Source organism: Herbidospora daliensis, assembly GCF_001570585.1.
In the GTDB taxonomy this organism is placed as follows: Bacteria; Actinomycetota; Actinomycetes; order Streptosporangiales; family Streptosporangiaceae; genus Herbidospora; species Herbidospora daliensis.
The window spans coordinates 216265-238802 of sequence record NZ_BBXF01000007.1; the positions used below are offsets into that span (position 1 = coordinate 216265).

The window sequence follows — 22538 nt, forward strand, 5'->3', positions numbered from 1 at the left end:
TTCAGGCCGCGTAGGCGTTGTACTCGTCGTCGCTGATCGGGACGACGTCGGCGGTCGTGATGTCGGCCCAGGTCGGGCGCAGATGGGCGTAGGTCACCGCGGCTTGCTCGGCTTGTTGCTCGCTGACGTACTCGGATCGGGCCTTGTACCAGCGGCCATCTGCGCCGGTGACGACGGCGAGACCGGGAGTCTCGGCGGGGATGAGCCGGGCGGCGTTGAGCGCGGCCGGGTCCATGTCGCCGAGTGTCATGTTCGCCGTCTCAGGGTCGTTGACGCGGTGGCAGACGCGGCCGGAGAGCTGGGCGCGGAGCGCGGTGACTCCCGGGCCGAGGTCGGAGCCGACCCGCTGGCCGCAGATGACGAGGTAGACGCCGAACGCGCGGCCGAGCTGGGCGATGCGGATGAGGTTGGTCGCCGTCGCGGCGATCTCGTCCTTCTCGGACTTGTCGGCCATCAGGAACAGCTCGGCGACCTCGTCGACGAACATGATGACCGGGACGGGTTGGGCGTCCTCGGGAAGCTGCCAGATGTTGCGCACCCGATGGTCACGGCAGGTGGACATGCGCCGCTTGATCTCGTCGATGAGCCGGTTCAGGACCGCCGTCATCTGCGCGCGGTCGGTGGCGAGCGCCGTCAGCCGATCCTCGTACGGGGTGAGCTCGACCCCGCCCTTGAGGTCGCACCCGATGATGGCGAGAGGTTGCGGTGCCAGACCGCAGATGAGCCGGTTGATGAGCGTCGACTTGCCTGACTGGGTCGCCCCGGTGATGAGCCAGTGCGGCATGGTGGTGAAGTCGATGACCCAGGGCGCGTTGGTCTCCAGCCGTCCAACACAGACCTTGAGGAACTGGTCGACGACGGAGGCGCTGACCGAGGTGAGCGGGTCGTACACGGTCGCTTGAAGCTGGACCTTGCCGGGTTTCCAGCGCAGGACCCGGACGGAGTGCACGCGCCATGCGTGGCCGAGGTGGTCGAGCTTGGCGGTGTAGTGGTCGGGCGTCTGGCCGTCCGGGAGGCGTACCCACAGCTTGAAGCCGTGCCGCAGTGGCAGGACCAGGCCGAGCCCAGGTGCCTTGTCGACCTGGACGCGGCGTATCCGGCGCTTGTCCTCCCGGCCCTTCGTGAGCAGGTCGAGGGCGGTGATGCCGTCGAGCGTCCATCGGATGCGGCGCCGTTTGGTGCTGAGCCCGCACCCGGCCGCGACGTTCCCCCACGTGAGGTAGACCCGCGCGGCCCGCAGGGGGTAGCCGACGCCGAGCCAGAACGAGGCGGGGTGCAGGTGACGCCAGGTCACCAGCAGCGCGGCGAGGAACGGGAGGACACCCCCGATCGGGGCGAGTGAAACCAGCAGGTCGGTCATACTTGGTGCCTCTCTTCGGTGAGCGAAGGGAAGGCCCCGGGAGCAGGGGAGCTGGCAGGCTTAGGCCCGCTCCCGGGGCGTAGACGTGGCCTGGTCAGGCGGCCTTGCCGTTGGCCGGGACGATCGTCTCGGCGCGAAAGCCGAGCCCCGATCGGCCGTTCATCTGCCAAAAGAAGGCGGCTAGGCCGACCGGCCGGACCTGAACCCCCTCAGGCAGGCTCGGGAAGGTCGCGGACGGGAAGGTCACGACGATCACCGGGTTGCGGCGGTCGTCGTTCGGCTTGGGCAGCAGCGGGACGGTGTAGAGCTCCCGGCCTTCGGCGTCCCTCTTGATCTCGCCAGTGGCGCGGTCGACGATCTTCGCTTCCGCCTCACCGGCGACGACGAAGGACAGGGCCGAGAGGTCCACGGGGATGTTGCGCATGCTGAACACACCTCTTGTCGGTTGGTTGTTGCCGCGATCGGTGGCGGCCTGAGAACGCAGAAAGCGCCTGTGCTGGTGCTGCGATCCCCCGGTGTAGCAGGGACCTCAGCGCCAACACAGACGCTACCTGGTACTTGCAGTATTAGCTAGTACTTCAAGTACTAGTCCTAGTACTTTTTCTACGCGCCGATCCGATCAGCGAGTTCTCGCAGGTCAGAGGCGGGTGGGTCCTGCATGGTGAGCAGGTCGGACACGAGCTGACGCGCCATGCGGTGGTTCCGGAGCTGCTCCGGCGTGATCCTCTCCGCGTCCAGGAGTGCGCTCGTGGCCTCGGCGACCTGGCGGCGCTGAGCGTGCGCGCGGGCCAGGTCGATGTGCAGCCGGGCGCGGCGCTCGCTCGACAGCGTGGACGTGTCGACGGCCGTGCCGACCCGGAGGGCGTGACCGGCGTCGCCGAGCTCGACCGCCACGGCGACCTCATAGAGGGCGACGTTGGCCGGGCCGAACTCGGTGTTGTAGTCGTTACGCCCTTCGCCGAGCTTCTCGGCGATGCTCCGGGCGCGGGCGAGGTGCTCGTACGCGGCGTCGGCCTGGTTGACGCGAGAAGCGGCGACGGCGCGTTGCAAGGTGAGGCCGCCCCACAGAGACATGGCTTCGGGCTTGCCCTGCTCGGCGAGGAACCACAGCGCCTCTGCGGCGGTGCGGGCGGTCTCCTCCGCCTGGTCGAAGTGGCGCGCGCCGAGGAAGACGAAGCCGAGCCGGAAAGCGCCGGCCCCGACCATCAACGGGTCACCGCCACGCTCGGCCGCGACCATCGCGCGGTCGGCGGCGATCCACGCGGCCTCAGGCTCACCGAGCTTGGCCAGCGCGGCCGAACACGCCTGATAGAGGGCGGCGAGCATCTCGTACAGCTCCGGGCGGCGCTCTTCCGGAGCCGAGCGGGCCGCGCCTTCCAGTACGGGGATGAGACTGCGCAGCAGGTCGCCGAGCTCGACGTACTGGCTCTCGTGGGTGAGGTGCCAAGCCCGCTCGACCTGCGGGCGGATCTCGTTGGCCGGGGGAACGGGGGCGGCGTGCAGCATCGCCTTGAGGATGTGCGCGCCGGAGAGCACCAGGCGGAGGTTGGCCGAGCCGGGGATCTCCTCGGTGGTGGCCGCGACGATGGGGGCTTCGGCGGCGAGCTCCGATAGGGGGACTTCGAGGGTCTCGGCGACCTTCTCCAGGACCGACATGCGGTCGATCTTGCGCACGCCGCGCTCGACCTGGGAGACCCAGGCGACCGAGCGGCCGACGAGCTGGGCCAGCTCTACTTGGGAGAGACCGCGTCGCTTTCGCTCCTGGGCGATGCGTCGGCCCAAAGCGCGTTGGTACTCGTCGCTCATGGGGTCGTGACCTTGCCGACCTGGAGGTCGAGCCAGTCGACTTCCACGCCGGACAGCAGTTCGTCACGGGCGCCGAGGAACCGCTTCGTGTGCTCCTGCTCCTCGTGAGCGTCGAAGGCGTCGCGGTCGCGGTAGAGCTCGTAGAAGATCCGCAGGAGTGGCTCACCGTCGACCTTGTGGACGGTGTAGACGAGCGTGCCCGGCTCGTGCGCCTTGATCCCTTCGATGGTCTCGCCGATGAGCTGATCGAACGCGTCGGCGGCGGCCTGGTCCTTGCAGGTGAAGCGGACTACTAGCCCGAACATGGCACCTCTCCCCTCGTGGTGGACGTGTCGGAAACGCCACCTCGCATCTGATCAGCACTTATTGTGCGGGGCAAGTACTCGAAGTGGCTTGTACTCTCAATACCATAACAGTACTTTAAGTACCGATAGCGATCTGACCGCGTTTGGCCTGCGTGATCGTGAGGTGCCCGAGATGAACGCCCCCGCCGTCGAGTGGCGTCAGACCTTCCCCGGAACCGCCCAGCAGGTCGCGCGAGTGCGCCGATTCGTGGCGCTGCACCTGGGGGACCGGCGCGAGGTCGATACGGCTCAGCTGATCGTTTCGGAGCTGTCGGCGAACGCCGTGAGGCACACGAACAGCGGGGAGCCCGGAGGCCGGTTCTCGGTGACGTTACGGGTCGAGGGTGATCAGCTGTGGATGGGGGTTCTCGACGAGGGCGGCCGGGCCGTGCCCGAGGTGTGCAAGGCCGACGAGCGGGCTGAAGGTGGACGAGGGCTTGACCTCGTTGACCACCTGGCGGAGTCGTGGGGCGTTCACGGGGACGAGCGGAGCCGGACCGTGTGGGCGACGGTTTCGCTGTCGCCCCGGTTGCCCTGTTCAGGAAGGAGTGCCTGAGCCCGCATCCCGAACGGGCGCAGGAGGATCAGCGGGAGCTGACGTGGCGGGCGCCGGTTGGGGATCGGCCACCACGGGTGATCGAGTGGACGTGTGACTGTCTGCCGACGGTGTACGAGCTCTGCGAGAGCGGGGGACAGGCGTACTTGCGCCGGACCAGCCGCGGGAAGGTCGAGGAGACGCCCCGGGTGAACGTGAACGAAGGGCGGGCCATGTGGTCTGACCTGTTGGCGGGGCGTGCTCAGTAGCTCTGATGCCGGGAGCTGGTTACAACCTTCTTTACGGGTTCAAGCCGCCGCCCTGCGGGCGTCGGCGGCGCGGGGCGGCCAGGCGCGGCCGGGCATGCGGCCTCTTCGGGCCGACCCGTCCGCGCCACCTTCCCGCGCCCGATCCAGGGACGGCGGTCTTGACCGCGTAGCCGGGTGAGAACCAGCTTCGGGCGGGAGCTACGGCGGTGCCGGCCACAAGGAGCCAAGGGCCTTTTCGCCTCCGGCGGGGGAGTCCGGCCCCGAGGTGATCGCGGGTGCAAGACGTGGCAGGTCCGTAGTTGGTGGCGGGGGGATCACCTCGCACACCGTCGTCCCAGGCAAGCCCAGCAGACCGGAGGCTCCGGCTCAAGCCCGGCTGTGCACGTAGGGCAACCAGCGGGCGAGGAAGGTCACCGGGAGCATGTACACGCGAAGCCGAGCTTGCCCCTCCGCCACCGGCCCGCTGCCCCTCCGGGGTGGGACGACGGCGTACGAGGTGATCAGTTGATGCGGAAAGGTTTGCTTCTAGCTCCTGCTGATACATAGCGTTAGCACCGCTAGTCTCGCAACAGTTGGTTCTCATCTACCGGCTCGCCTCTGGCAGGCGAGGCAAGATCCGAGAGCTAGATTAGCGTCGGATAATGCATCACAAAAACTAATGACCAGGAGCAGGGAGCCGGGCGGCTGAGATGCTTATCAGCGAGATAGTGATCGAGAACATTAAGGGATTCGGAGCAAAAGAAGCCGGTGTAGCGCTCGACTTCGTACGGGAAGATGGAAGTCTACCCAGATGGGTTGTAGTCGCAGGCCGGAACGGGGCGGGTAAGTCGTCCTTTCTTCAGTCGATTGCGCTGGCTATTGCAGGACCATCCGCTGCAAGAACCCTTCGTGAGACATTCGCAGATTGGATTCGAGAGGACGTCGACGAAGCCTACGTGAAGACACGTCTGCGATTTTCTGACTTTGATGCCTTTGCTCCTGGGCGAGTTCCGAAGTTTGAGCCATGGTCGGGCTTGAAGTGGATTCGTCAAGAGGAAGGTCCGGAACCGTCTATCGAAAAGACAAGAGACAAGGTACGCGAGAATTGGGATCCGGTGCGGGGTCCATGGTCGGCCAATCCGCAGGGATGGTTTCTAGCAGGTTACGGACCATTTCGACGTCTCTCGCTAGCTCCAACCGAAGCGCAGCGACTGATGATGACTCCAGGTAGACCTTCCAGCCTGGCGAGCCTCTTTAGAGAAGAAGCGTCTCTCTCTGAGTCTGTTCTGTGGCTTCAACAACTCTATCTCCGAAGGCTTGAGGGCTCTGAAGACGCCGACCGTGTAGAGAAAGCCGTACTGAAGCTCTTGGGGGATGGGCTACTGCCAGAGGGCATGACAGTAAAGCGGGTAACTTCGGATGGCTTGTGGATTACCACTCCGGACGGTATAGAGCTTCCTCTTCGGTCGCTAAGTGACGGATATCGAACAGTTGCTGCACTGGTTCTCGACTTGGTGAAGCAGCTATACGCCGCATTTGGTGATCTCAAAGAAATAGGTGGGGAAAAGATTGCGTTTGGCCATTCGGGTGTCGTTCTTATTGATGAGATTGATGTTCATCTCCATGTTTCCTGGCAGCAGAGGATTGGCTTCTGGCTAAAAGAGCACTTTCCTAACCTGCAATTCATTGTTAGTACGCACAGCCCTTTCATTTGTCAGGCTGCCGATGATAAGGGCCTAGTTCGCCTTTCCGCTCCCGGTGAAGGAGAGGGGGCAAGAATCGTGGAAGGAGAGTTGTTTAATCGAGTCGTAAATGGCACGGCGGATGACGCGGTTCTGACTGATCTGTTCGGTTTGGAAACCCCTTATTCGCGGCCTACGCTTGAGCTGCGAAACGAGGCGGCAAGCCTAGAGATGAAGGCGGCCTCTGAACATATCTCTGTTAGCGAGCAGGCTCGACTCAAGGAGATAAAATCCAGGCTGCCGCGGACTCCGTCGAAGGATGTAGCGGATGCTATCCAGCAGTTGACGCTAAGTTTCGACGATGCAGAAGATTGAGAGGCTCCCGCTCGGCAAGTTGGAGCAGAAGAAGCTTGATGATCTTTCCTTGGAAGTTGCACGCTCCAAGGATCCGAAAGCTACGGCGACGAAGCTTTGGGAGAAGCTGGATCGAAGACTAAAAAGTGAAGTTCAGGCTGTCCTTGCCCGGATGAGCTCAGGGCTTGAGCGATGCATGTACTGCGAAGATAGCCAGGGGACTGACATTGAACATTTTCGACCCAAGTCTGCATATCCAGATCATGCTTTTTCTTGGCTGAACTACCTACTGGCCTGCACGCGTTGTAACAGCAACCATAAACGTACTTTGTTTCCGTTGGGCTCTGATGGTGATGCTCTTCTAATTGATCCCACGGTAGACGACCCTTCGGCTCACTTGCAGTTGACCCCAACTACTGGTCTCTATGTAGGTATAGATGCGAAGGGCGATGCAACTATCGGCGTCTGTGGATTGAATCGGGACGTATGTGCAAGCGGAAGATCGAATGCATGGACGGCGATCGAATACCTGATCCCTTCGTATGTTAAAGCTCTGGAGAGCGGCTACTCAGATAAGGCATTCAAGATTCTTAAGGTGTTGCGCGAGTACCCTTTTCAGTCGGTCAGAGTGGCAATGGTAAAGGTCTTTTCGGAAGCGCAAGATCCTGGGCTGCTGCTTTCTGCTGAAGTTATTTCGGCGTTCAGGGAATACCCGGAACTGAAATAATCTGCGCGCCCTGCCGGCGTGGTGGACTGCTCATGCGGTGCAGGCCTCATAGCCACTCTTGTACGAAGTCATCGTCATAGTCCTCATCTCCATTCATCATGAGGATTGCGCGACCCTGGTTGATGAGACCTTCAGAGTCAGGTATGGCGCAATTCGCGCAGACTTCGCAACCATAGTTGTAGTCATAGTCGAGTTCTCCATTGAACGCTGACTTGTAGTCGGCTCGCGCTTCCGAGACGTCGAAGCTCTCTTCGCATCTGACACATGTCGCCATGCCGATACGGTACAAGCTTTGGCCTCTCACAGTGAGCTATAAAGCCAGCTGCACCTCTGCTGCTTGAGTACAGATCCCTGCCGCAGGTTCTACGCGGGCGGGTTGGTGAAGCGCGGTCCCGACATCTAAAAATGACCAATGACTCAGTGGGCGGGTTTGCTAGGTCGGCCTGTCGGTCGCTTGCCAGAGCGACTCAGGCTCGATGGGTTGAGGCGTCCATCGCCCCTCGGGTCCGCGTCGATGGCGGAACGCTAAGGCATGCAGGGTGAGTGACAAACTGAGTGACAACGGGTGCGTACACCGGCGGACGCTGCCGATCATCGATGGACCGAATCACCAGGTCAACGGCCCAACAGGCTGGATAGAGCAGGCTGGGCAAGTGGCTTCGCATCGAAGGGGTCTGGGGTTCAAATCCCCATAGCTCCACTCATGAACCTGCAGGTCAGAGGCCAGTTCCGCTTAGCGGGGCTGGCCTTTTTGATCTTCTGAGTGACAAACTGAGTGACTGTCCTCGACGATCCGAGATCATGTATGCCGACGTGGATGGCGGCTGGCTCGCCGAGAGCGGCATCCAACGGCGTGCGCCAATGAGGAGCACAACGTAGGTAAGCCTGCAGAGTGCTACAAGGCTGCGGTTACCAGGGATCACGCCGGATATGAGGTGATTACCCCACTGCGCAGATCAGGTGTTAAGCATGCTGCTGAGGTTCAAGCCGCAGTCTCACCGTGGCGAACGCTGTAGCCAGGACCCATCACTCCTCTGGTGCCGAAGCTCTGAGCGTTGCAACCGAGTTGTGGTTCACCGTCTTGACTGTGGTCGCTGGCATAGCCGCCTGGCCGTATGGCTGCAGAGCCCCATGTCTTGCATTCTCGGAAGGAACTGAGTCCGCATGGGTAGTCCCTACCAGCAAGGTCGGAGCATGTCCGCAAAGCATGGCAGCTGAAGCCTGCACACCCGCTGAGCTGGAGAAACGGGGCTATCTAGCGTCGGTGCCTATAAACGTGAAGGCACCACTTCTGCGCTGGAGCGATGGCCTGCGACATTCCAGTCAACAGAGGACATGTTTTGGCTCGCAGGCCTGCTAACGAGGGGCTAATCAGGACTACGATGCCACAATGACCGACGATCGTGACCGCATGCTGCCTGCCGAGGATAGCGAAGGCGGGGATCTTGACGAGTTCCGAGCTCTCGTAAAGGCGGCGTTTGAGCAAGCGCTCAGCAGTGGGAAGTCGACCTGGGAGGAAATGACTTCGGCTGTCCTGAAAAATCGGTTGCTCAATCTTACGCAAGGGCAGTTCACGGAGAGTCGTTACGGATCTCCGAACTTTATCCATCTTGTGCATAAAGTCCCGGATCTCCTTAGCGTTACTAGCAGCAAGCCGCCATTCAATCTGAGGATCAACTCTGCCGCCGTAAGCTCAAAAGAAATTAAGGTCGATCAGGGGATACCCCCCCTTGTTAGCGCAGGAACGTTCGCTCCACTAACGGAGAAGGATTGGCGCAAGGCGCGAATTAGAGATGATTTGTGGCGTGCGGTTCTGGACTATGCGAGCGGAGAGACTTACGTACTGGATATTGAAAGCGGCCATGCTCGGCCGGGGACATCGAACGACTCGAATCTTCCGCTCGCCCCAACAGTTTCCAGCGACGCCGTTGCGTCGTGGAGGAATGAGTTTATCGAGTCGCTCGCGCTACCAGTAGCGGAAAAGTTTGCTGAAGAGCTACGGGTATGGAAGGCAGGTAAAGGGCGCCAGTCTGACCTTCCTCATAGTGTCCGCGGGCTTTGGTCGGGATTCATAAAGAAAAAAGTAAGCGGCATATTGTTTGAGTGGTTTGACAGGCTGGGCGAGTCGCCGCCCAAGGACCTGATTCAGACGCCAAATAGCCGAGTTGTCCCGCCTGCTGAAGCAATTCAAGAAGTTGTTCATACGAGACAGTTGAGAGATTATATAATCCGCGCCATTCGGGTAATGACCTATGAAGAGCTCGTCCAGGTTACGCTGCCGGCGTCAGTCATGCTTCGCGCTTCAGATCAGGAGAGTCGGTAGGGGTGGCCGAAGTCTCGGAGGCGGAAGTAAGCGTTCCGAAGGGTCTGGGGCCAGGTGATACTCCTAGCTCCCTTACGTGGCCTCGCAGCCTTTGGCTCGTACTGCCAGCGAATCCCAGCAAGACACAGCTCGAGACGATAAAGAAATTTCGCGCACAGTTTGGTAATGAGAAGGAGATCTCGGTATCAGAAGTTCGGATTGAGGAAAGAAGGGGCGCTGGGGGTATGGTTTTCCCGCTTATCTCTGCGCAGGATATTTCTGGCCTTTATCGTCGAGCTCATCGGGCTCGGACGGTAGTGATTGCGTTCGGCAGCGCAAAAATTCTCCTGGATGGTAGGGAGTTGCCCAGCAACAAGGGCTGCATGTCTTTGGAAAAATTCATTAGATACAAGTGCTTCTATGTATTGATCAGTAGGCTGGAAGAGGTTGAAAAGGGCTGGGCGAAGGCCCTGGATTGGATGAATGAGCGTCACTGTGAGGGCCCGAATGACCCGCGCTGTTTTCCTGTTGCAGCATTTGATGCCCAGGGCGAATGTTCATTAGACAGTGCAGCGGGGCGCCAGGAGTTCATTGCGCTGCATAAAGAGACAAAGTCGAGCAAGCATCTCACGGATGCATGCGGCCGTACTTGGCAGCGAGGGCCAGATCATTCGCGTGATCTAATTCAAGTTGCGGGGACGACTCTGCCGATTGGATTCCATTGGGACGTTCAGGCGGCGCGCAATAGCACTATCGCAACGGGTTGGGAGGTGTGGCATCTGCCGAAAGGTGGCTACACAAATATTCACCCAGATGCTATGGTGCGGGGCGGTCATGCTACTAAGAAATACCCGTCTTCCGCTGGCTCGAGTAAGCCGAAGACGCCAAAAGCGGCTCGTAGCCAGGCGCGTCGAAAAAAGTGATAAAAAAAATGCCCCGCATGGCGGGGCATTTCATCGGGGCTTAATCTCAAGAACTTGCGCGACAGTACGATGCAGATCGCCCATTAAAACTTCAAAGTCTGTGGCATTCAGCGTGTAACGCCGAACGCGATAGCGTAGTCTTAGCCCGATGGAGCTCTGCGTACCGTCACTACGTTTCTTTGAGACTGGCTCTCAGTAGTAGCTACCACTGAAGGCCTGTCCACGGAGTGTTGCCACCCGGCAGACAACCTCAAGGTATCACACGGTCATCGTTCTGACAGGTCAGGCCATGTCTTGCTTCAGCAGGGCTGCTCTTCCCAGGTCGCCGTGATTGTCTGACACTCGCAACGTCGCAGTCCTACAGCTATCTACTAGCTAGTGACCAGTTCCGCTGGACGGAACTGGTCTTTTCGACCTTCCGAGCTCTAACTAGGTCACTCCGACGCGAAGATGCTGTCCATGGCTTCAGCATCCTCTATGAGCATCGGGCGAAGCTGCTTCCTGTAGACGAGCTCGGTGACCTTGCTGTTGCTGTGGCCGACTAGGCGCGAGATGTTCTCGATGGGGACGCCGCTGTCCGAGAGCAGGGAGACGAAGCTGTGCCGCATCTCGCGCGGCGTCCACTCCTTCTCGTTCAGACCGGCCTTCTTGAGGACCTTCCGGAAGGCGCGGCGGACGTTGTGTGAGTCGAGTTGAGTGCCGACAGTGGAGGCGAACACGAGGTCGTTGTCCTGCCACCGCTTCCCGGCAGCCTTGCGGGCGACGGCTTGGCGTTCGTTATGGGCCTTGAGGGCCTCGGCGCAGCGCTTCGGCATGGCGAGCGTGCGCCGGGACATCTGAGTCTTGGTGTCGCCACCGGCCCGGACGGACCGCCAGACCATGATGGACGCGGGTTCGCCATCAAGGTCGACGTGCGACCAGGTCAGGGCGCGGAGCTCTTCGGTACGAGCTCCGATCAGCAGCGACAGGACGATGTACGCGTTGAGCAACGTCCCGTCCGCCGCGTCCAGGACGGCTTCCGCCTGGTTGAAGGTCAGGGACTTGGACGGGCGGCCCGGCCGGCCTTTCGGGATCTCGCACAACAGAACCACGTTGCGCTTCACCTTGTCGCGGGCCTGGGCGCGGTTGACCGCGCGGAGCAGGATCGAGCGGACCTCACGCAGAGACCGGGTGCTGAGGACCTTCGAGCGGTCGGCCAGCCAGGTGTCAACTTCGTCGGCGGAGAGCTCGGCCAGCTTGCGGGCGCCCAAGCATGCGATCACGTGTTTCTGGCCAAGGATTTTGCACTTCTCGACGGTGGCGGCGTCCCGGCCGCTGAGGCCGAACAGGAGCCAGTTCTCCACCGCGTTCGCCACGGTGTATCCGGCCGAGGAGACGAGGAGGCCCTCCTCCCAGTCGCGGATGATCTGCTTCAGGCGTGCCTTCGCTTCGGTCTTCGTCTTGCCGCTGGCCTTCTTGACGATGCGCTTGCCCTTCGGGGTGTAGCCCACCGTGAGGGACGCGATCCAGCGCTGACGCTCTTCGTCCCAATGGAGACCGCCGTCTCCTGGGCTACGTCGCTTGGTCATCAGGCTCCCGCCTCCCGTTCCAGAAGAGTGATGTAGTCGGCGATGGCGCTCGCGGGCACCAGCCGGGTCCGACCCTCCTTGACCGACCGCAGACGGCCGGACCGGATGAGTTCGTAGATCACCGTGCGGCTCAGGCCGAGCAGTTCCATCGCGGTGGCGACCCGGTAGAGGCGGAAGGACGTCAGCTCACTTGCCATGGGCGGTCCCCGTTCCCTTGAGCTCGGCGGCCAGGGCGGCTTCACCAGCCGTGAGGCCCTGACCGGCGTAGGTCCACGAGCCGAGGACGAGCGTCGTCGCCGGGTCGCGGGTGATGCGGATTCGGAAGTCGGCGCGCGCCTGCCGGAGGCGCGTCAGCGTGGTCGAGTAGCAGCGGCTCTTGGTCGAGAAGTGGCCCCGGAAGCCGAGCATGTGAGCCCACTCACGGAGCCGGAGGTGGGCGTACTCGGGATGGGCGAGGTGGTTGCCGAGCCGCCAGGCGGTGCGGATCAGTTGGGCGGTGTGGTCGGGCACACCTTGGGCCTTGAGCCGGGCGATGTCGTGAGCCCTGACTGGCCGGTCGAGGGTGCCGGAGGTCTCGGCCGACTTGGTGGCGTACTTGGCGACGTATCCGCGACCGCGCGTTCGGTGATGGAGCCGGAGGTGTCGGCGGTGATGACCGAGACGTCGATCTGTCGGCCCCAGCGAAGCGGCTCGTCCTGGCCGGGGACGTCGAGGCTGACCGCGAGCGCGGCCGACTGGACCGCTTCCCTGAGCAGTTCCGCCGTGGCCCATGGCGGCGGTGTGACGAGCCCGTTTGATGAGCGGCCGTCGAGTCGGATGACCGCGTGGAAGTGGACCAGGCCGCGCGCCTGGTACTCGGCGACTTTGGCGAAAGAGACGCGAGTGGTGGCGTCGAAGGCGGTCCTGGACAGACCGGCGGCGTTGGCCAGGTGACGACGCAGATAGATGGTGAAGCGCCGCCAGAGGTCTCCGGCGTGGGCGTTCCACAGGACGTGGCCGGTGTAGTCGTAGGTGGTCGAGTCGATGGCCTGACCGACGAGTGGGTTGCCGGCCTTGTGCCACCGACGGCAGGCCGGGCCGGTTCGCCGAGGGTGGCAGACCACGGTCTTGCCGTCCTTGCCGGGACCTCGATGGACCGGGCCGAAGGACGGCGCGGTGAGCGTGGCCAGCACACGCGGGTGTGCGCTGACCGTCGCGGGGACACCCTTGTCTCCGCCGAGGAGACCGGCCCGGATGAGATGGAAGGTGTCGCGGCGGTAGACCTCGGCGCACGCCGGGCAGCGGGACGCGCGGCGGTTGCCGCACCTCAGCAAGAGGTGTCCGTGCGGTTCGGCACTGGTGTTGTACGTGGCGACGATCTGGCCCGTCTGAGTGTCGAGCGTTTCGGTGTGGCCGGTAAGCCGCATCGGTTCCCGGCAGCCGCCCAGCCGCTCGACCTGTTCGAGCCAGCGGTTCAGGTCGTGGCCGGAGCGGCGGGCCAAGTCGCGGATGACCGGGCCGATGAGGTCGCTCAGCGCGGTCGGCGTCATCTGAGCGACTTCAGGGCGTGCGAAAGACAACGGTTCTCCTGGTGAGCTATGAGATGCGGCGCGAGGCGGGAGCTGGCAGGCGTCGACCGCCTCGCGCCGAGAGTTCAGATGCCGTGGTTGTCCATGCCGGTGCCCAGGCAGTCGAGGCAGGTGACGGCCTCGCCTTGGTCGTCGTTGACGAGACCGGTTCCACCACAGGTGCAGCAGCGGGAGCGGATCACAGGATGCCGGTGCCACTGCAGTCGAGGCAGAACGCCCAGGTGTCGAACTCGGCGATGGTCCGGCCACGCCTGACGATGACGGTGTCTTCGATCTAGCCCTCGCCACCGCAGGTGAGGCAGGGGACGGGCTTCTTCTTCCGAGGCATGTGAGTCCCCTTTCAGGCCGCGTAGGCGTCGTACTCGTCGTCGCCGATCGGGACGACGTCGGCGGTCGTGATGTCGGCCCAGGTCGGGCGCAGATGGGCGTAGGTCACCGCGGCTTGCTCCGCCTGTTGTTCGGTGACGTACTCGGATCGGGCCTTGTACCAACGGCCGTCCGCACCGGTGACGACGGCCAGGCCGGGCGTCTCGGCGGGGATGAGCCGGGCGGCGTTGAGTGCGGCCGGGTCCATGTCGCCGAGCGTCATGTTCGCCGTCTCGGGGTCGTTGACGCGGTGGCAGACCCGGCCGGAGAGCTGGGCGCGGAGCGCGGTGACTCCGGGGCCGAGGTCGGAGCCGACGCGCTGGCCGCAGATGACGAGGTAGACGCCGAACGCGCGGCCGAGCTGGGCGATGCGGATGAGGTTGGTCGCCGTCGCGGCGATCTCGTCTTTCTCCGACTTGTCGGCCATCAGGAACAGCTCGGCGACCTCGTCGACGAACATGATGACCGGGACGGGTTGGGCGCTCTCGGGAAGCTGCCAGATGTTGCGCACCCGGTTGTCACGGCAGGTCGCCATGCGCCGCTTGATCTCGTCGATGAGCCGGTTCAGGACCGCTGTCATCTGCGCGCGGTCGGTGGCGAGCGCCGTCAGACGGTCCTCGTACGGGGTGAGCTCGACCCCGCCCTTGAGGTCGCACCCGATGATGGCGAGAGGTTGCGGTGCCAGACCGCAGATGAGCCGGTTGATGAGCGTCGACTTGCCTGACTGCGTTGCCCCCGTGATGAGCCAGTGCGGCATGGTGGTGAAGTCGATGACCCAGGGCGCGTTGGTTTCCAGGCGTCCGACACAGACTTTGAGGAACTGGTCGACGACGGAGGCGCTGACCGAGGTAAGCGGGTCGTACACGGTCGCCTGAAGCTGGACCTTGCCAGGCTTCCAGCGCAGCACCCGGACGGAATGCACGCCATGCGTGGCCGAGGTGGTCGAGCTTGGCGGTGTAGTGGTCGGGCGTCTGGCCGTCCGGGAGGCGTACCCACAGCTTGAAGCCGTGTCGAAGCGGCAGCACCAGCCCGAGCCCGGGTGCCTTGTCGATCTGGACACGGCGTAGTCGGCGCTTGTCCTCCCGCCCTTTCGTGAGGAGGTCGAGGGCGGTGACGCCGTCGAGCGTCCATCGGATGCGGCGCCGTTTGGTGCTGAGCCCGCACCCGGCCGCGACGTTCCCCCACGTGAGGTAGACCCGCGCGGCCCGCAGGGGGTAGCCGACGCCGAGCCAGAACGAGGCGGGGTGCAGGTGACGCCAGGTCACCAGCAGCGCGGCGAGGAACGCGAGGACACCCCCGATCGGGGCGAGTGAAACCAGCAGGTCGGTCATACTTGGTGCCTCTCTTCGGTGAGCGAAGGGAAGGCCCCGGGAGCAGGGGAGCTGGCAGGCTTAGACCCGCTCCCGGGGTGTTGACGTGGCCTGTTGTTCAGGCGGCCTTGCCGTTGGCCGGGACGATCGTTTCGGCCCGAAAGCCGAGCCCCGACCGGCCGTTCATCTGCCAGAAGAAGGCGGCCAGGCCGACCGGCCGGACCTGCACACCCTCGGGCAGGCTCGGGAAGGTCGCGGACGGGAAGGTCACGACGATCACCGGGTTGCGGCGGTCGTCGTTCGGCTTGGGCAGCAGCGGGACGGTGTAGAGCTCCCGGCCCTCGGCGTCCCTCTTGATCTCGCCAGTGGCGCGGTCGACGATCTTCGAGCTCTGCGAGAGCGGGGGACAGGCGTACTTGCGCCGGACCAGCCGCGGGAAGGTCGAGGAGACACCCCGGGTGAACGTGAACGAGGGGCGGGCCATGTGGTCTGACCTGTTGGCGGGGCGTGCTCAGTAGCTCCGATGCCGCAAGCTGGTTACAACCTTCTTTACGGGTTTTTTTCGAGGTCTCGGTCTGATTTCCAACCTGTGCAGACGGTACTAGCACCGACCGAAGGCCACGAACGGCGGTGGCGAAGATGCCTCGATCTCGTAGTTAGAAGACGCTAGCGTTGCCGTTGCCTCAAGTAGTGGGAAGACAGCTCCTACCTAAAAGCGTAAGATGAGAATTGCGGGTATCAATCATTGGTCGACTTTGCGAAATAGAGGATTAGATGCGCAGGCCTGATGGACATCGCATTGAAAGGCAGGGTGTGGCTTACTGTCAGTCTTTTTTTGACGTAGATCTCGGGTGGATTTTCCGTGAACAGACTATCGGCGACTATGGCATTGATGCCCAGGTCGAGATTGTCGATGACGATAGAGTTGAGGGCAAGCTTATTGCCGTCCAGATAAAATCTGGAGATAGTTATTTCCGAGAAAAGAGTGATGGTGGATGGACCTTTCGCCCCAAGGGTGAACATGTTCGATACTGGCTCGCACATGCGCTTCCTGTAATCATCGTGATTTTCGATCCAAAATCAAATAAGGCTTATTGGCAGTCAGTCTCAAAACACACTCTCTCTCGAAGTGGCAAGGATGGATGGAAGCTGCACATACCTTCGCTCCAAGAGTTGTCAGTTTCGTCAGCTAGACCCCTGTCGAAATTAGCCGAAGGGGACCCATATGTGCTTAGGTTGCGTAGCCTGCAGCTAGCTCATCCCTGGATCGAGATGCTCTCTAGGGGATCCCGACTCTTCGTTGAATATGACGACTGGGTTAATAAGACGTCAGGGCGTGGGACTGTCACGATTTTTGCCGAAGGGAAGGATGGTGAGGACGTAGAGCTCGGTAGCTGGGCATTCATCGCTGGATTACATGAAGAACGAACTCACGATTTTTTTGCCTGGGCCGAACTCAATATTGACACCGACTACTACTATGAGCATGACTATGCCCAGTTCGAGTTGGAGTGCGGCATCTGGGATGGCGAAGATGGGAAGTACCATATTTTTGAAGATTTCCGCGAGTGGCGCAAAGACTATTTTGGGCCTGGGATTCGCCCTTACTCCAATACCGCCGGGGAGGTTGCTCATTATCGACTGGAGCTAACGCTTAATGATCTTGGTGAGTCCTTCCTCGTCGTGAACGAATTTCTAATGAAAGATGCAGTTGAACTTCTTGTGAGGGAAGAGGGTGATTGAGTTCTGCTGGTTTCCCGGCAGCTCATCTCCTGCTTTGAGTTGGCGCCAGTAAGCGCTGGTCAGATGCCAAATCAATCTTGGGACGGCGCGGCTGCGGGTTGATCCCCGCGCCGAAATGACGGTGGTGCCGGCCACAACAGATCAGAAGCTTTTGCCTCCGGCGAGGGGATTCCGGCCCCGAGGTGATCGGGCTCGTAAGACCTGGCGGGTTCGTAGTTGGTGGTGGGGGGATCACCTCGCAGGCCGTCGTCCCAGGTAAGCCCAGCAGACCGGGGGCTCCGGCTCAAGCCCGGCTGTGCAGGTAGGGCAACCACTGGGCGAGGAAGGTCACCGGGAGCATGTACACGCGAAGCCGAGCTTGCCCCTCCGCCACCGGCCCGCTGCCCCTCCGGGGTGGGACAACGGCGTACGAGGTGATCAGGTTGGATGCTGAGCTTGTGCCGCCTTACAGTCCTGGAGCAAAATCAAAACTGTGGTTGATTCCGTGAATGAGTGGACGGCATCCTGATGGATTGAAAAGCAGGCATTGGAATAATGCATTGAGTTCAGAATGCTTGTTGAGGTAAACTGCTTTGGTTTGAGAATTGGGAGTTGCGAGTGAATGTAAGTGAGATCATAGCCATCTACGCTGCCGTCGTCGCAACTATCGCAGTGGTTGTTCCATTTTTGCTGCTTAGAATTTCTCGCAAACAAAGAATGGAGTTAGACATAGTTCCTACTAGGGTTGGTTCACGTGATGGTGGAACGCTCCGCATGATTACTCTTGAGGCTAGGAATCGCGGGGATCATCCCGTGAGGGTAGTTTCGGCATATATATCGGCGGGAACGGTTGACTTCGATTTCCATCCAGGCGAAATTAGGGTTGAACTGGTGTCCGGAGAGTCGTTGTTTGGATTCAAAATCCAAGAGCCCACAGGTGTGACACCTACGGGTGTTCCTTTACCTGAGATAATTCTGCCGCGGGATGCGGGTAGTCGCGTTGTCACAACTCGAATAATTGAGGCGGCCCAAATGGCGGTTGCGCGATCATCAATGGAAAATCTGGATGAATCACGCAAGCAGGACTTCAATCGCCGACTCTCCGAAGCATTCGATGGTGATATTCGAGGAGGTATCGAGATTTCCACGGGCGAGTTCTTTAGGCGTGAGCTTGGCGCATTTGATTGGCTCTCGTTTAAGAAGAAATAGTTCGCCAAATCCGTTTTATGTTTAGGGTGTATCTTGTAAGGAAACAGGGGTGATTGAAGTCTTGCTGAGCATCGCTGGATTCAACGCACGATAAAATTCGGGGCGAGCGACGCTGTCCCGTGGCAACGCGTGCTTGGCTACAAGATTGGAAGCTTTCGGGCGAGAGTCCTTGCGCGCGCTCGAACGTCGCTCAAGTAACGGTGGAAGCTGTTGTTCCGGTTCTGGTCAAGGTTGAGCGGAAGATCTATCCGAGCGATCAGCGGCGGACTCGGCGAGCCAAGGTTCTGGATGCTGAATCCATGACACATGGGCATGATCGCCCATCCAAGTCGACAGTAGCTCTTCTCCGGCTGGGCCAAAGGTCAGCCGCCGGCCGCTGCCCACGCGACGCAGTTCGAGCCCGAGCAAGCAGCCCAGTGTGAGCCGCAGAGTGGAGCTTTCAGCGTTGCCCCTGTAGTGGTACTGGATCCTCTTGCGTAGGTTCCGCTTGCTTGTGCGCGTCGTCATCCGACGAGGAGCAATGCCGACATAGAGCAGGGTGTCAGTCGGCAACTGGGGATCAGGCGACTCGGTAAAGTGCCACCCGTAGACGCCGGAGGCCGCAGGGACTGGGCTGGGGTTTGTTAGCACTTCGGCCCTTCGCCACAACTTCTCAGGCTCAATGAGGGCTGAGGTGTCCATCGCATCTCCTCGCGTTCCGGGCCGATGGAGAGGCTAGGCCATGAGGGGTGAGTGACAAACTGAGTGACAACGGGGACGCACACGGATGGACGCCGCAGATCATCGACGGACTATAACCGCAGTTCAACGGCCTGGAAGGCCGGACGGTGCAAGGTGCTCAAGTGGATTCCTCGTTTACTCCGGGGGGCGACCCCCGGACCCCCGGTACGAGAGGGCTGTCGCCCCCTCGCGCTCCCCCTGGTCCGCTTACGCGGCCCTGGCGTCGCTGTCGCTCCGGGGTCGCTTTGCTCCCTGGCGAAGGGCTCCGCCCCTCGCGCTCCCTGGACAGGCCTCGCTTCGCTCGGGTGGAACTCGCTTCGCTCGTATAGCCAGACTCCGAACAGCATCCCAAGAGTGCGGTTTGCCGTATTGATCTTCTGAGTGACTAACTGAGTGACATCGGTCAGTTCGACTGGGGGCGCGCTGCCCGTATCCGGCCTGACATGGAACGTGTCCTCGTGACCCAGCCGCTCGGTCTTCAGCGCTCAATCCGGTGCGGGCACCCTGAACCTTCGAGGGGACCGGCAGGTATACGGCGCATACAGGCACCTGCCAGGGTGGATTCCATGACCATGGTGACGCCCGAGATGATCGACCACTACACCGAGCTCTCCGAGCGACTGAAGGAGGTCAATTCGTACATCTGCAATTCCATGGGGTGGATCGTTCTGCGTGGCCGGGACACTTCGTTGAGCGTTGAGGACGTGGTCCGCCGCTTAGGCGTCGACCCCGGCCTCACCAGGGTCCAACCGCTCCTGAAGAACGGCGAAGGTGCTGTCGCCGAGCAGGTGGGCACTGACGTGATCGTCGCCCTGGCTAACGTCTTCGTCCCCGCCTCCGCGATGCCGGCCCTTTCCCAGAACGCTGAGGTGTGGGGGTTCTGGTACCTGGTCAATAACACCAACAGCCTGTTCTACGCCGCCGACGGCCACCTCGTGACCGAGGTTGATGTCTGGAGCCCTTACCCGGACGAACGCGTGGGCACCGATCCGCACGCGCTCGACGCCGTACTGCACGAGCTCCAGGCCCGGTCGGAGGCTGAGCACGCTGGCGAAGACGCCCCGGACTGCATCGACATGGCGTTCGCCACGGTGGAGGCGCTGACGGGGGCGCGGCTCACGGCCGAACATTTCACCCGGCCGTTGCCATGGTTCCTCCCCCGGCTGACCTGAACTCCCGCAACACCGGTGGGTGGGGAGCGCGATCCGAATGGTAGATCACCGGGCGTCCGGACGGCGGTTCCACCATGGCCGCTGCAAGGCGTCGGTCACCAGGTAGGTGCGTAGATGGTCGGCAGTGGCCCAGCCGATCACCCGGCGTGAGGCCAGGTCGATGACTGCGGCCAGATACAGCTAGCCCTCATCGGTGGCGATGTAAGTGATGTCCCCGCACCAGCGGGTGCCGATCGCCGAAGGGCCGGGCTGGAATTCCACGGCCGATCAGGTCGGGCCGTTTCCCGGTGTCCGGGTCGGGATCGTGGTGACCTGACGGCGGCGCCGGTGCCGGCTCTGTAACCCCAACAGGCGCATCAGCCGGGCCGCCCACCGACGACCGCATTTCCAGTTGCGCAGAAGTGGCTCAAGGTGAGTGACCAATTGAGTGACAACGGGGGCGAACTCCCGGGAACATCGTCGAACCGCGAGACACCTTAGGGCCAGCTCAACGGCCCCACAGCGCATGTGTTTACCGGCACCACGCTCCTGGAGCGGGCCCACGCCGCCAGAGCCATCAGGCGCGACCTCGGCGTCGCCGACCTGGTGCCGCTCATGTGTGGCATGGCCCACGCCATGACCGTCCACGGCGGCGATCTCGCATCCGGATCGAGACCGGCCACCGCTACCGGCGGCCCTGCTCGAAGGCATGAATACCTGACCATCTGGTCTTGACTTAATTGGTTTTGTATGGTCATCGGCCATTGTTACCAATATACGGGAAATGTACTCGCCGCTTCTAGGCTCAGAGGGAGTTAGCTGCCCCGGGCGAATGCCGGGGCCGCGGAAAGGTGACGACCCGATGAGAAGAAACACGCAGAGAATGGTCGCGGCGGCGGCAACGGTCATGGCGGTCATGGCCTTGATGACGCCGCCCGCATCCGCCGCCGCGACGAAGCGCTGGCAGGGGTACTGGGGCTACTGCCTGACGATGACGAGCAACAGCGCCAACGCCCAAGCCAAGACGGGAAGCTGCACCTCGGGATGGAACATTTGGAAAAACGATACGAATCACAACAAGGCCACCATCACAAACATCTACACCAACCTCTGCCTGACGATCGCCGGGGGCAGCAAGACGTCCGGTGCGCAGGGCGTCCAGTATCACTGTGACAAGGACCCCTCGCGTTACTGGAAACTCGTCAACGTGAGCAGCAAGAAATGGAGATTTCAGAACCTGAACTCCGGCTACTGCCTCATTTCCGGGCCTGCATCCGGCAGCATCACCCAACAGGCGCCGTGCACCAGCCCCGCCGCGGTGTGGACCGAGATCTCCGCCTGACGCGCAGAATGGCCGGCCCGGATGGATTCCGGACCGGCCATTCGCTCACGGCGTTCGGCGCGGTCACCCCGTCGAGGATGGCCACCGCGTCGGAGCCCGTGGTTGACGCCCCTTCAGGGCGGCTGCCACGAGCCGTTCCTCGTTTACTCCGGGGGCGACCCCCGGACCCGCTATACGAGAGGGCTGTCGCCCCGTCGCGCTCCCACTGGTCCGCTTACGCGGCCCAACATCGCTGTCGGCTCCGAGTCGTTCTTGCTCCTTGCGAAGGGCTTCGCCCTCGCGCTCCCTGGAAGAACTCGCTTCGCTCGGATCGTGCTCGCTTCGTTCGACTCTCTTTCTGCGCGGCTGACGGATGACCGAGTAAGGCCGATGACGATCTTGCTGTCCTCATCTCTCTGATCCCGGGAGCCAATTCGGGAGCCGATGTTTTGACGATTGCTCGCTCAACGCGACTTCCGCGAGACTTCAGGCCACCTCAGATTGGCTGGTTGGCCTTGACTGGATGAAGTGCGCTGGAGACAGTCCCCTCGCGAGCAGGGACTACAAGTCCCTTGTCGTTGATGCGGAGATCGACCTTCGAGGCCTCCGGGCCTGAGGGAGGTCGCCCTGTTGCGCGAACCAGGTAGGACATCACTCCGTCGCTATTGGACGGCCCTTGATTGCGGCGAGTCCCGGGGCGGTCAGTAGCCGGGCTGCCCACCGGCGGCCAGCCGGGCTGCTGCCTCGACAGGAGTGTCGTCATAGCCTGGCCGGGCCACGAGTACCGATTGGAAGAAGTGCCCCTGCGTCTCATCTGGATCGTCATCGGCCTCGAACGGTCGCCAGAGTGCGAGGTATGACTCTCGTGCCGTGAACCCGTCGTCGTCTTCGTTCGATGTGAGGTCGACGTACCTTTCGAGCCGCTTCACAACTTCCAGCGCGGGCAAGCCGAAGATGTCGATGTCGCGGTAACGCACCACGTCGCGCTCGTGAGGGCGCCACACCTCGATCGCATTGACCTGGTTCCGTGTCAGCCCCACGCCGAAGCCCACGCTGAATCCAAGACCGCTTGGTAGGTGAAGCGCCAGTTCGCCGTAAGCGGTCGGTGTCAGCGGGCCGAACGTTTCGAGCGCTGCTCGAGCCTCGTCCGGCGTCATCCCGAGCCGCAGCGGACCCACCCCGTGAGGAGGGTCGAGCACCAATTCCATAGGTTGATCATTGCAGGGTGCCTTCGTGGGACGGGTTCTGGCCGGGCTCTGAGGGTTCTGACGTGAATAGGCGCTTGGCGGTTTCGACCACGACAGCTGGCCCGACGCATACCC

Annotated in this window: 20 protein-coding genes and 2 pseudogenes; 9 read left to right on the forward strand and 13 right to left on the reverse strand. The window is 61.9% G+C overall.

All coding sequences use genetic code 11. From position 1 onward, the window contains the following. Position 1: 1 nt before the first annotated feature. The 4 genes from AW274_RS31775 to AW274_RS31790 all read right to left on the reverse strand — a co-directional run bounded on the left by AW274_RS31775 (position 2) and on the right by AW274_RS31790 (position 3471). Complete coding sequence (locus AW274_RS31775) at positions 2-1360, reverse strand: FtsK/SpoIIIE domain-containing protein (protein WP_062440102.1); 1359 nt, start codon at positions 1358-1360, stop codon at positions 2-4. Positions 1361-1454: 94 nt separating this feature from the next. Continuing rightward, positions 1455-1784: an SCO3933 family regulatory protein gene (locus AW274_RS31780; RefSeq protein ID WP_157520835.1), complete on the reverse strand. Its 330-nt coding sequence runs from the start codon at positions 1782-1784 to the stop codon at positions 1455-1457. A gap of 179 nt (positions 1785-1963) precedes the next feature. Beyond that, positions 1964-3166 carry a helix-turn-helix domain-containing protein gene (locus AW274_RS31785; RefSeq protein ID WP_062440121.1) on the reverse strand — a complete coding sequence of 401 codons (1203 nt, stop codon included), beginning with the start codon at positions 3164-3166 and terminating at the stop codon, positions 1964-1966. After that, positions 3163-3471: a putative quinol monooxygenase gene (locus AW274_RS31790; protein WP_062440125.1), complete on the reverse strand. Its 309-nt coding sequence runs from the start codon at positions 3469-3471 to the stop codon at positions 3163-3165. Before AW274_RS31790 ends, AW274_RS31785 begins: the two co-directional genes overlap by 4 nt. 172 nt (positions 3472-3643) lie before the next feature. Here AW274_RS31790 and AW274_RS43055 point away from each other — a divergent pair, with 172 nt between their 5' ends. Further along, positions 3644-4066, forward strand: a complete 423-nt coding sequence (locus tag AW274_RS43055) for an ATP-binding protein (protein ID WP_063813791.1) — start codon at positions 3644-3646, stop codon at positions 4064-4066. Between the two features lie 28 nt (positions 4067-4094). Here the strand turns inward: AW274_RS43055 and AW274_RS40715 are convergent, their stop codons facing one another. Continuing rightward, positions 4095-4280, reverse strand: coding sequence for a hypothetical protein (locus AW274_RS40715; protein WP_157520836.1), 186 nt, complete (start codon positions 4278-4280; stop codon positions 4095-4097). A gap of 723 nt (positions 4281-5003) precedes the next feature. On the opposite strand from AW274_RS40715, the gene AW274_RS38710 reads away from it, so the two are divergent. The 4 genes from AW274_RS38710 (at position 5004) to AW274_RS40730 (ending at position 10281) form a co-directional block, all read left to right on the forward strand. Further along, complete coding sequence (locus tag AW274_RS38710) at positions 5004-6350, forward strand: AAA family ATPase (RefSeq protein WP_063813756.1); 1347 nt, start codon at positions 5004-5006, stop codon at positions 6348-6350. Continuing rightward, entirely contained in the window at positions 6337-7056 is a 720-nt protein-coding gene (locus AW274_RS40720) for an HNH endonuclease family protein (RefSeq protein ID WP_157520837.1), read from the forward strand. Before AW274_RS38710 ends, AW274_RS40720 begins: the two co-directional genes overlap by 14 nt. A gap of 1390 nt (positions 7057-8446) precedes the next feature. Next, positions 8447-9379 (forward strand): hypothetical protein, encoded by a 933-nt coding sequence (locus tag AW274_RS40725; protein WP_157520838.1) that lies wholly within the window; start codon positions 8447-8449, stop codon positions 9377-9379. A gap of 224 nt (positions 9380-9603) precedes the next feature. Next, positions 9604-10281: a hypothetical protein gene (locus tag AW274_RS40730; RefSeq protein ID WP_157520839.1), complete on the forward strand. Its 678-nt coding sequence runs from the start codon at positions 9604-9606 to the stop codon at positions 10279-10281. Positions 10282-10715: 434 nt separating this feature from the next. Here AW274_RS40730 and AW274_RS31800 read toward each other — a convergent pair whose 3' ends face one another. The 6 genes and pseudogenes from AW274_RS31800 to AW274_RS31820 form a co-directional block, all read right to left on the reverse strand. After that, positions 10716-11849 (reverse strand): tyrosine-type recombinase/integrase, encoded by a 1134-nt coding sequence (locus AW274_RS31800; RefSeq protein ID WP_062440133.1) that lies wholly within the window; start codon positions 11847-11849, stop codon positions 10716-10718. Further along, the gene (locus AW274_RS31805; protein WP_062440136.1) at positions 11849-12046 is read right to left on the reverse strand and encodes a helix-turn-helix domain-containing protein; all 198 of its coding nucleotides are present in this window, start codon (positions 12044-12046) and stop codon (positions 11849-11851) included. Before AW274_RS31805 ends, AW274_RS31800 begins: the two co-directional genes overlap by 1 nt. Then, positions 12036-13378 (reverse strand): annotated as a pseudogene (locus tag AW274_RS31810) (replication initiator). Before AW274_RS31810 ends, AW274_RS31805 begins: the two are co-directional and overlap by 11 nt. 379 nt (positions 13379-13757) lie before the next feature. Further along, complete coding sequence (locus tag AW274_RS31815) at positions 13758-14648, reverse strand: FtsK/SpoIIIE domain-containing protein (RefSeq protein ID WP_232320561.1); 891 nt, start codon at positions 14646-14648, stop codon at positions 13758-13760. 112 nt (positions 14649-14760) lie between these two features. Then, positions 14761-15114 (reverse strand): annotated as a pseudogene (locus AW274_RS43205) (FtsK/SpoIIIE domain-containing protein); the annotation flags it as partial. Between the two features lie 97 nt (positions 15115-15211). Continuing rightward, positions 15212-15577 carry a hypothetical protein gene (locus AW274_RS31820; protein WP_062440138.1) on the reverse strand — a complete coding sequence of 122 codons (366 nt, stop codon included), beginning with the start codon at positions 15575-15577 and terminating at the stop codon, positions 15212-15214. A 290-nt stretch (positions 15578-15867) separates the two neighbouring features. Between AW274_RS31820 and AW274_RS39690 the strand changes: the two genes are divergently transcribed. Both AW274_RS39690 and AW274_RS40735 read left to right on the forward strand, forming a co-directional pair. Then, the gene (locus AW274_RS39690) at positions 15868-16836 is read left to right on the forward strand and encodes a DUF4365 domain-containing protein (RefSeq protein ID WP_083975144.1); all 969 of its coding nucleotides are present in this window, start codon (positions 15868-15870) and stop codon (positions 16834-16836) included. Between the two features lie 597 nt (positions 16837-17433). Beyond that, positions 17434-18024 (forward strand): hypothetical protein, encoded by a 591-nt coding sequence (locus AW274_RS40735; protein ID WP_157520840.1) that lies wholly within the window; start codon positions 17434-17436, stop codon positions 18022-18024. Positions 18025-18249: 225 nt separating this feature from the next. Here AW274_RS40735 and AW274_RS43060 read toward each other — a convergent pair whose 3' ends face one another. Then, positions 18250-18705, reverse strand: a complete 456-nt coding sequence (locus AW274_RS43060) for a GIY-YIG nuclease family protein (protein WP_369408685.1) — start codon at positions 18703-18705, stop codon at positions 18250-18252. Between the two features lie 605 nt (positions 18706-19310). Here AW274_RS43060 and AW274_RS31825 point away from each other — a divergent pair. Both AW274_RS31825 and AW274_RS31830 read left to right on the forward strand, forming a co-directional pair. Next, a complete protein-coding gene (locus tag AW274_RS31825; protein WP_062440140.1) occupies positions 19311-19916 on the forward strand; it encodes a DUF6461 domain-containing protein in 606 nt (201 codons plus the stop codon). Positions 19917-20757: 841 nt separating this feature from the next. Continuing rightward, positions 20758-21237, forward strand: coding sequence for an RICIN domain-containing protein (locus tag AW274_RS31830; RefSeq protein ID WP_198169509.1), 480 nt, complete (start codon positions 20758-20760; stop codon positions 21235-21237). 680 nt (positions 21238-21917) lie between these two features. Here the strand turns inward: AW274_RS31830 and AW274_RS31835 are convergent. Beyond that, entirely contained in the window at positions 21918-22424 is a 507-nt protein-coding gene (locus tag AW274_RS31835) for a hypothetical protein (protein WP_062440145.1), read from the reverse strand. Positions 22425-22538 lie beyond the last annotated feature (114 nt).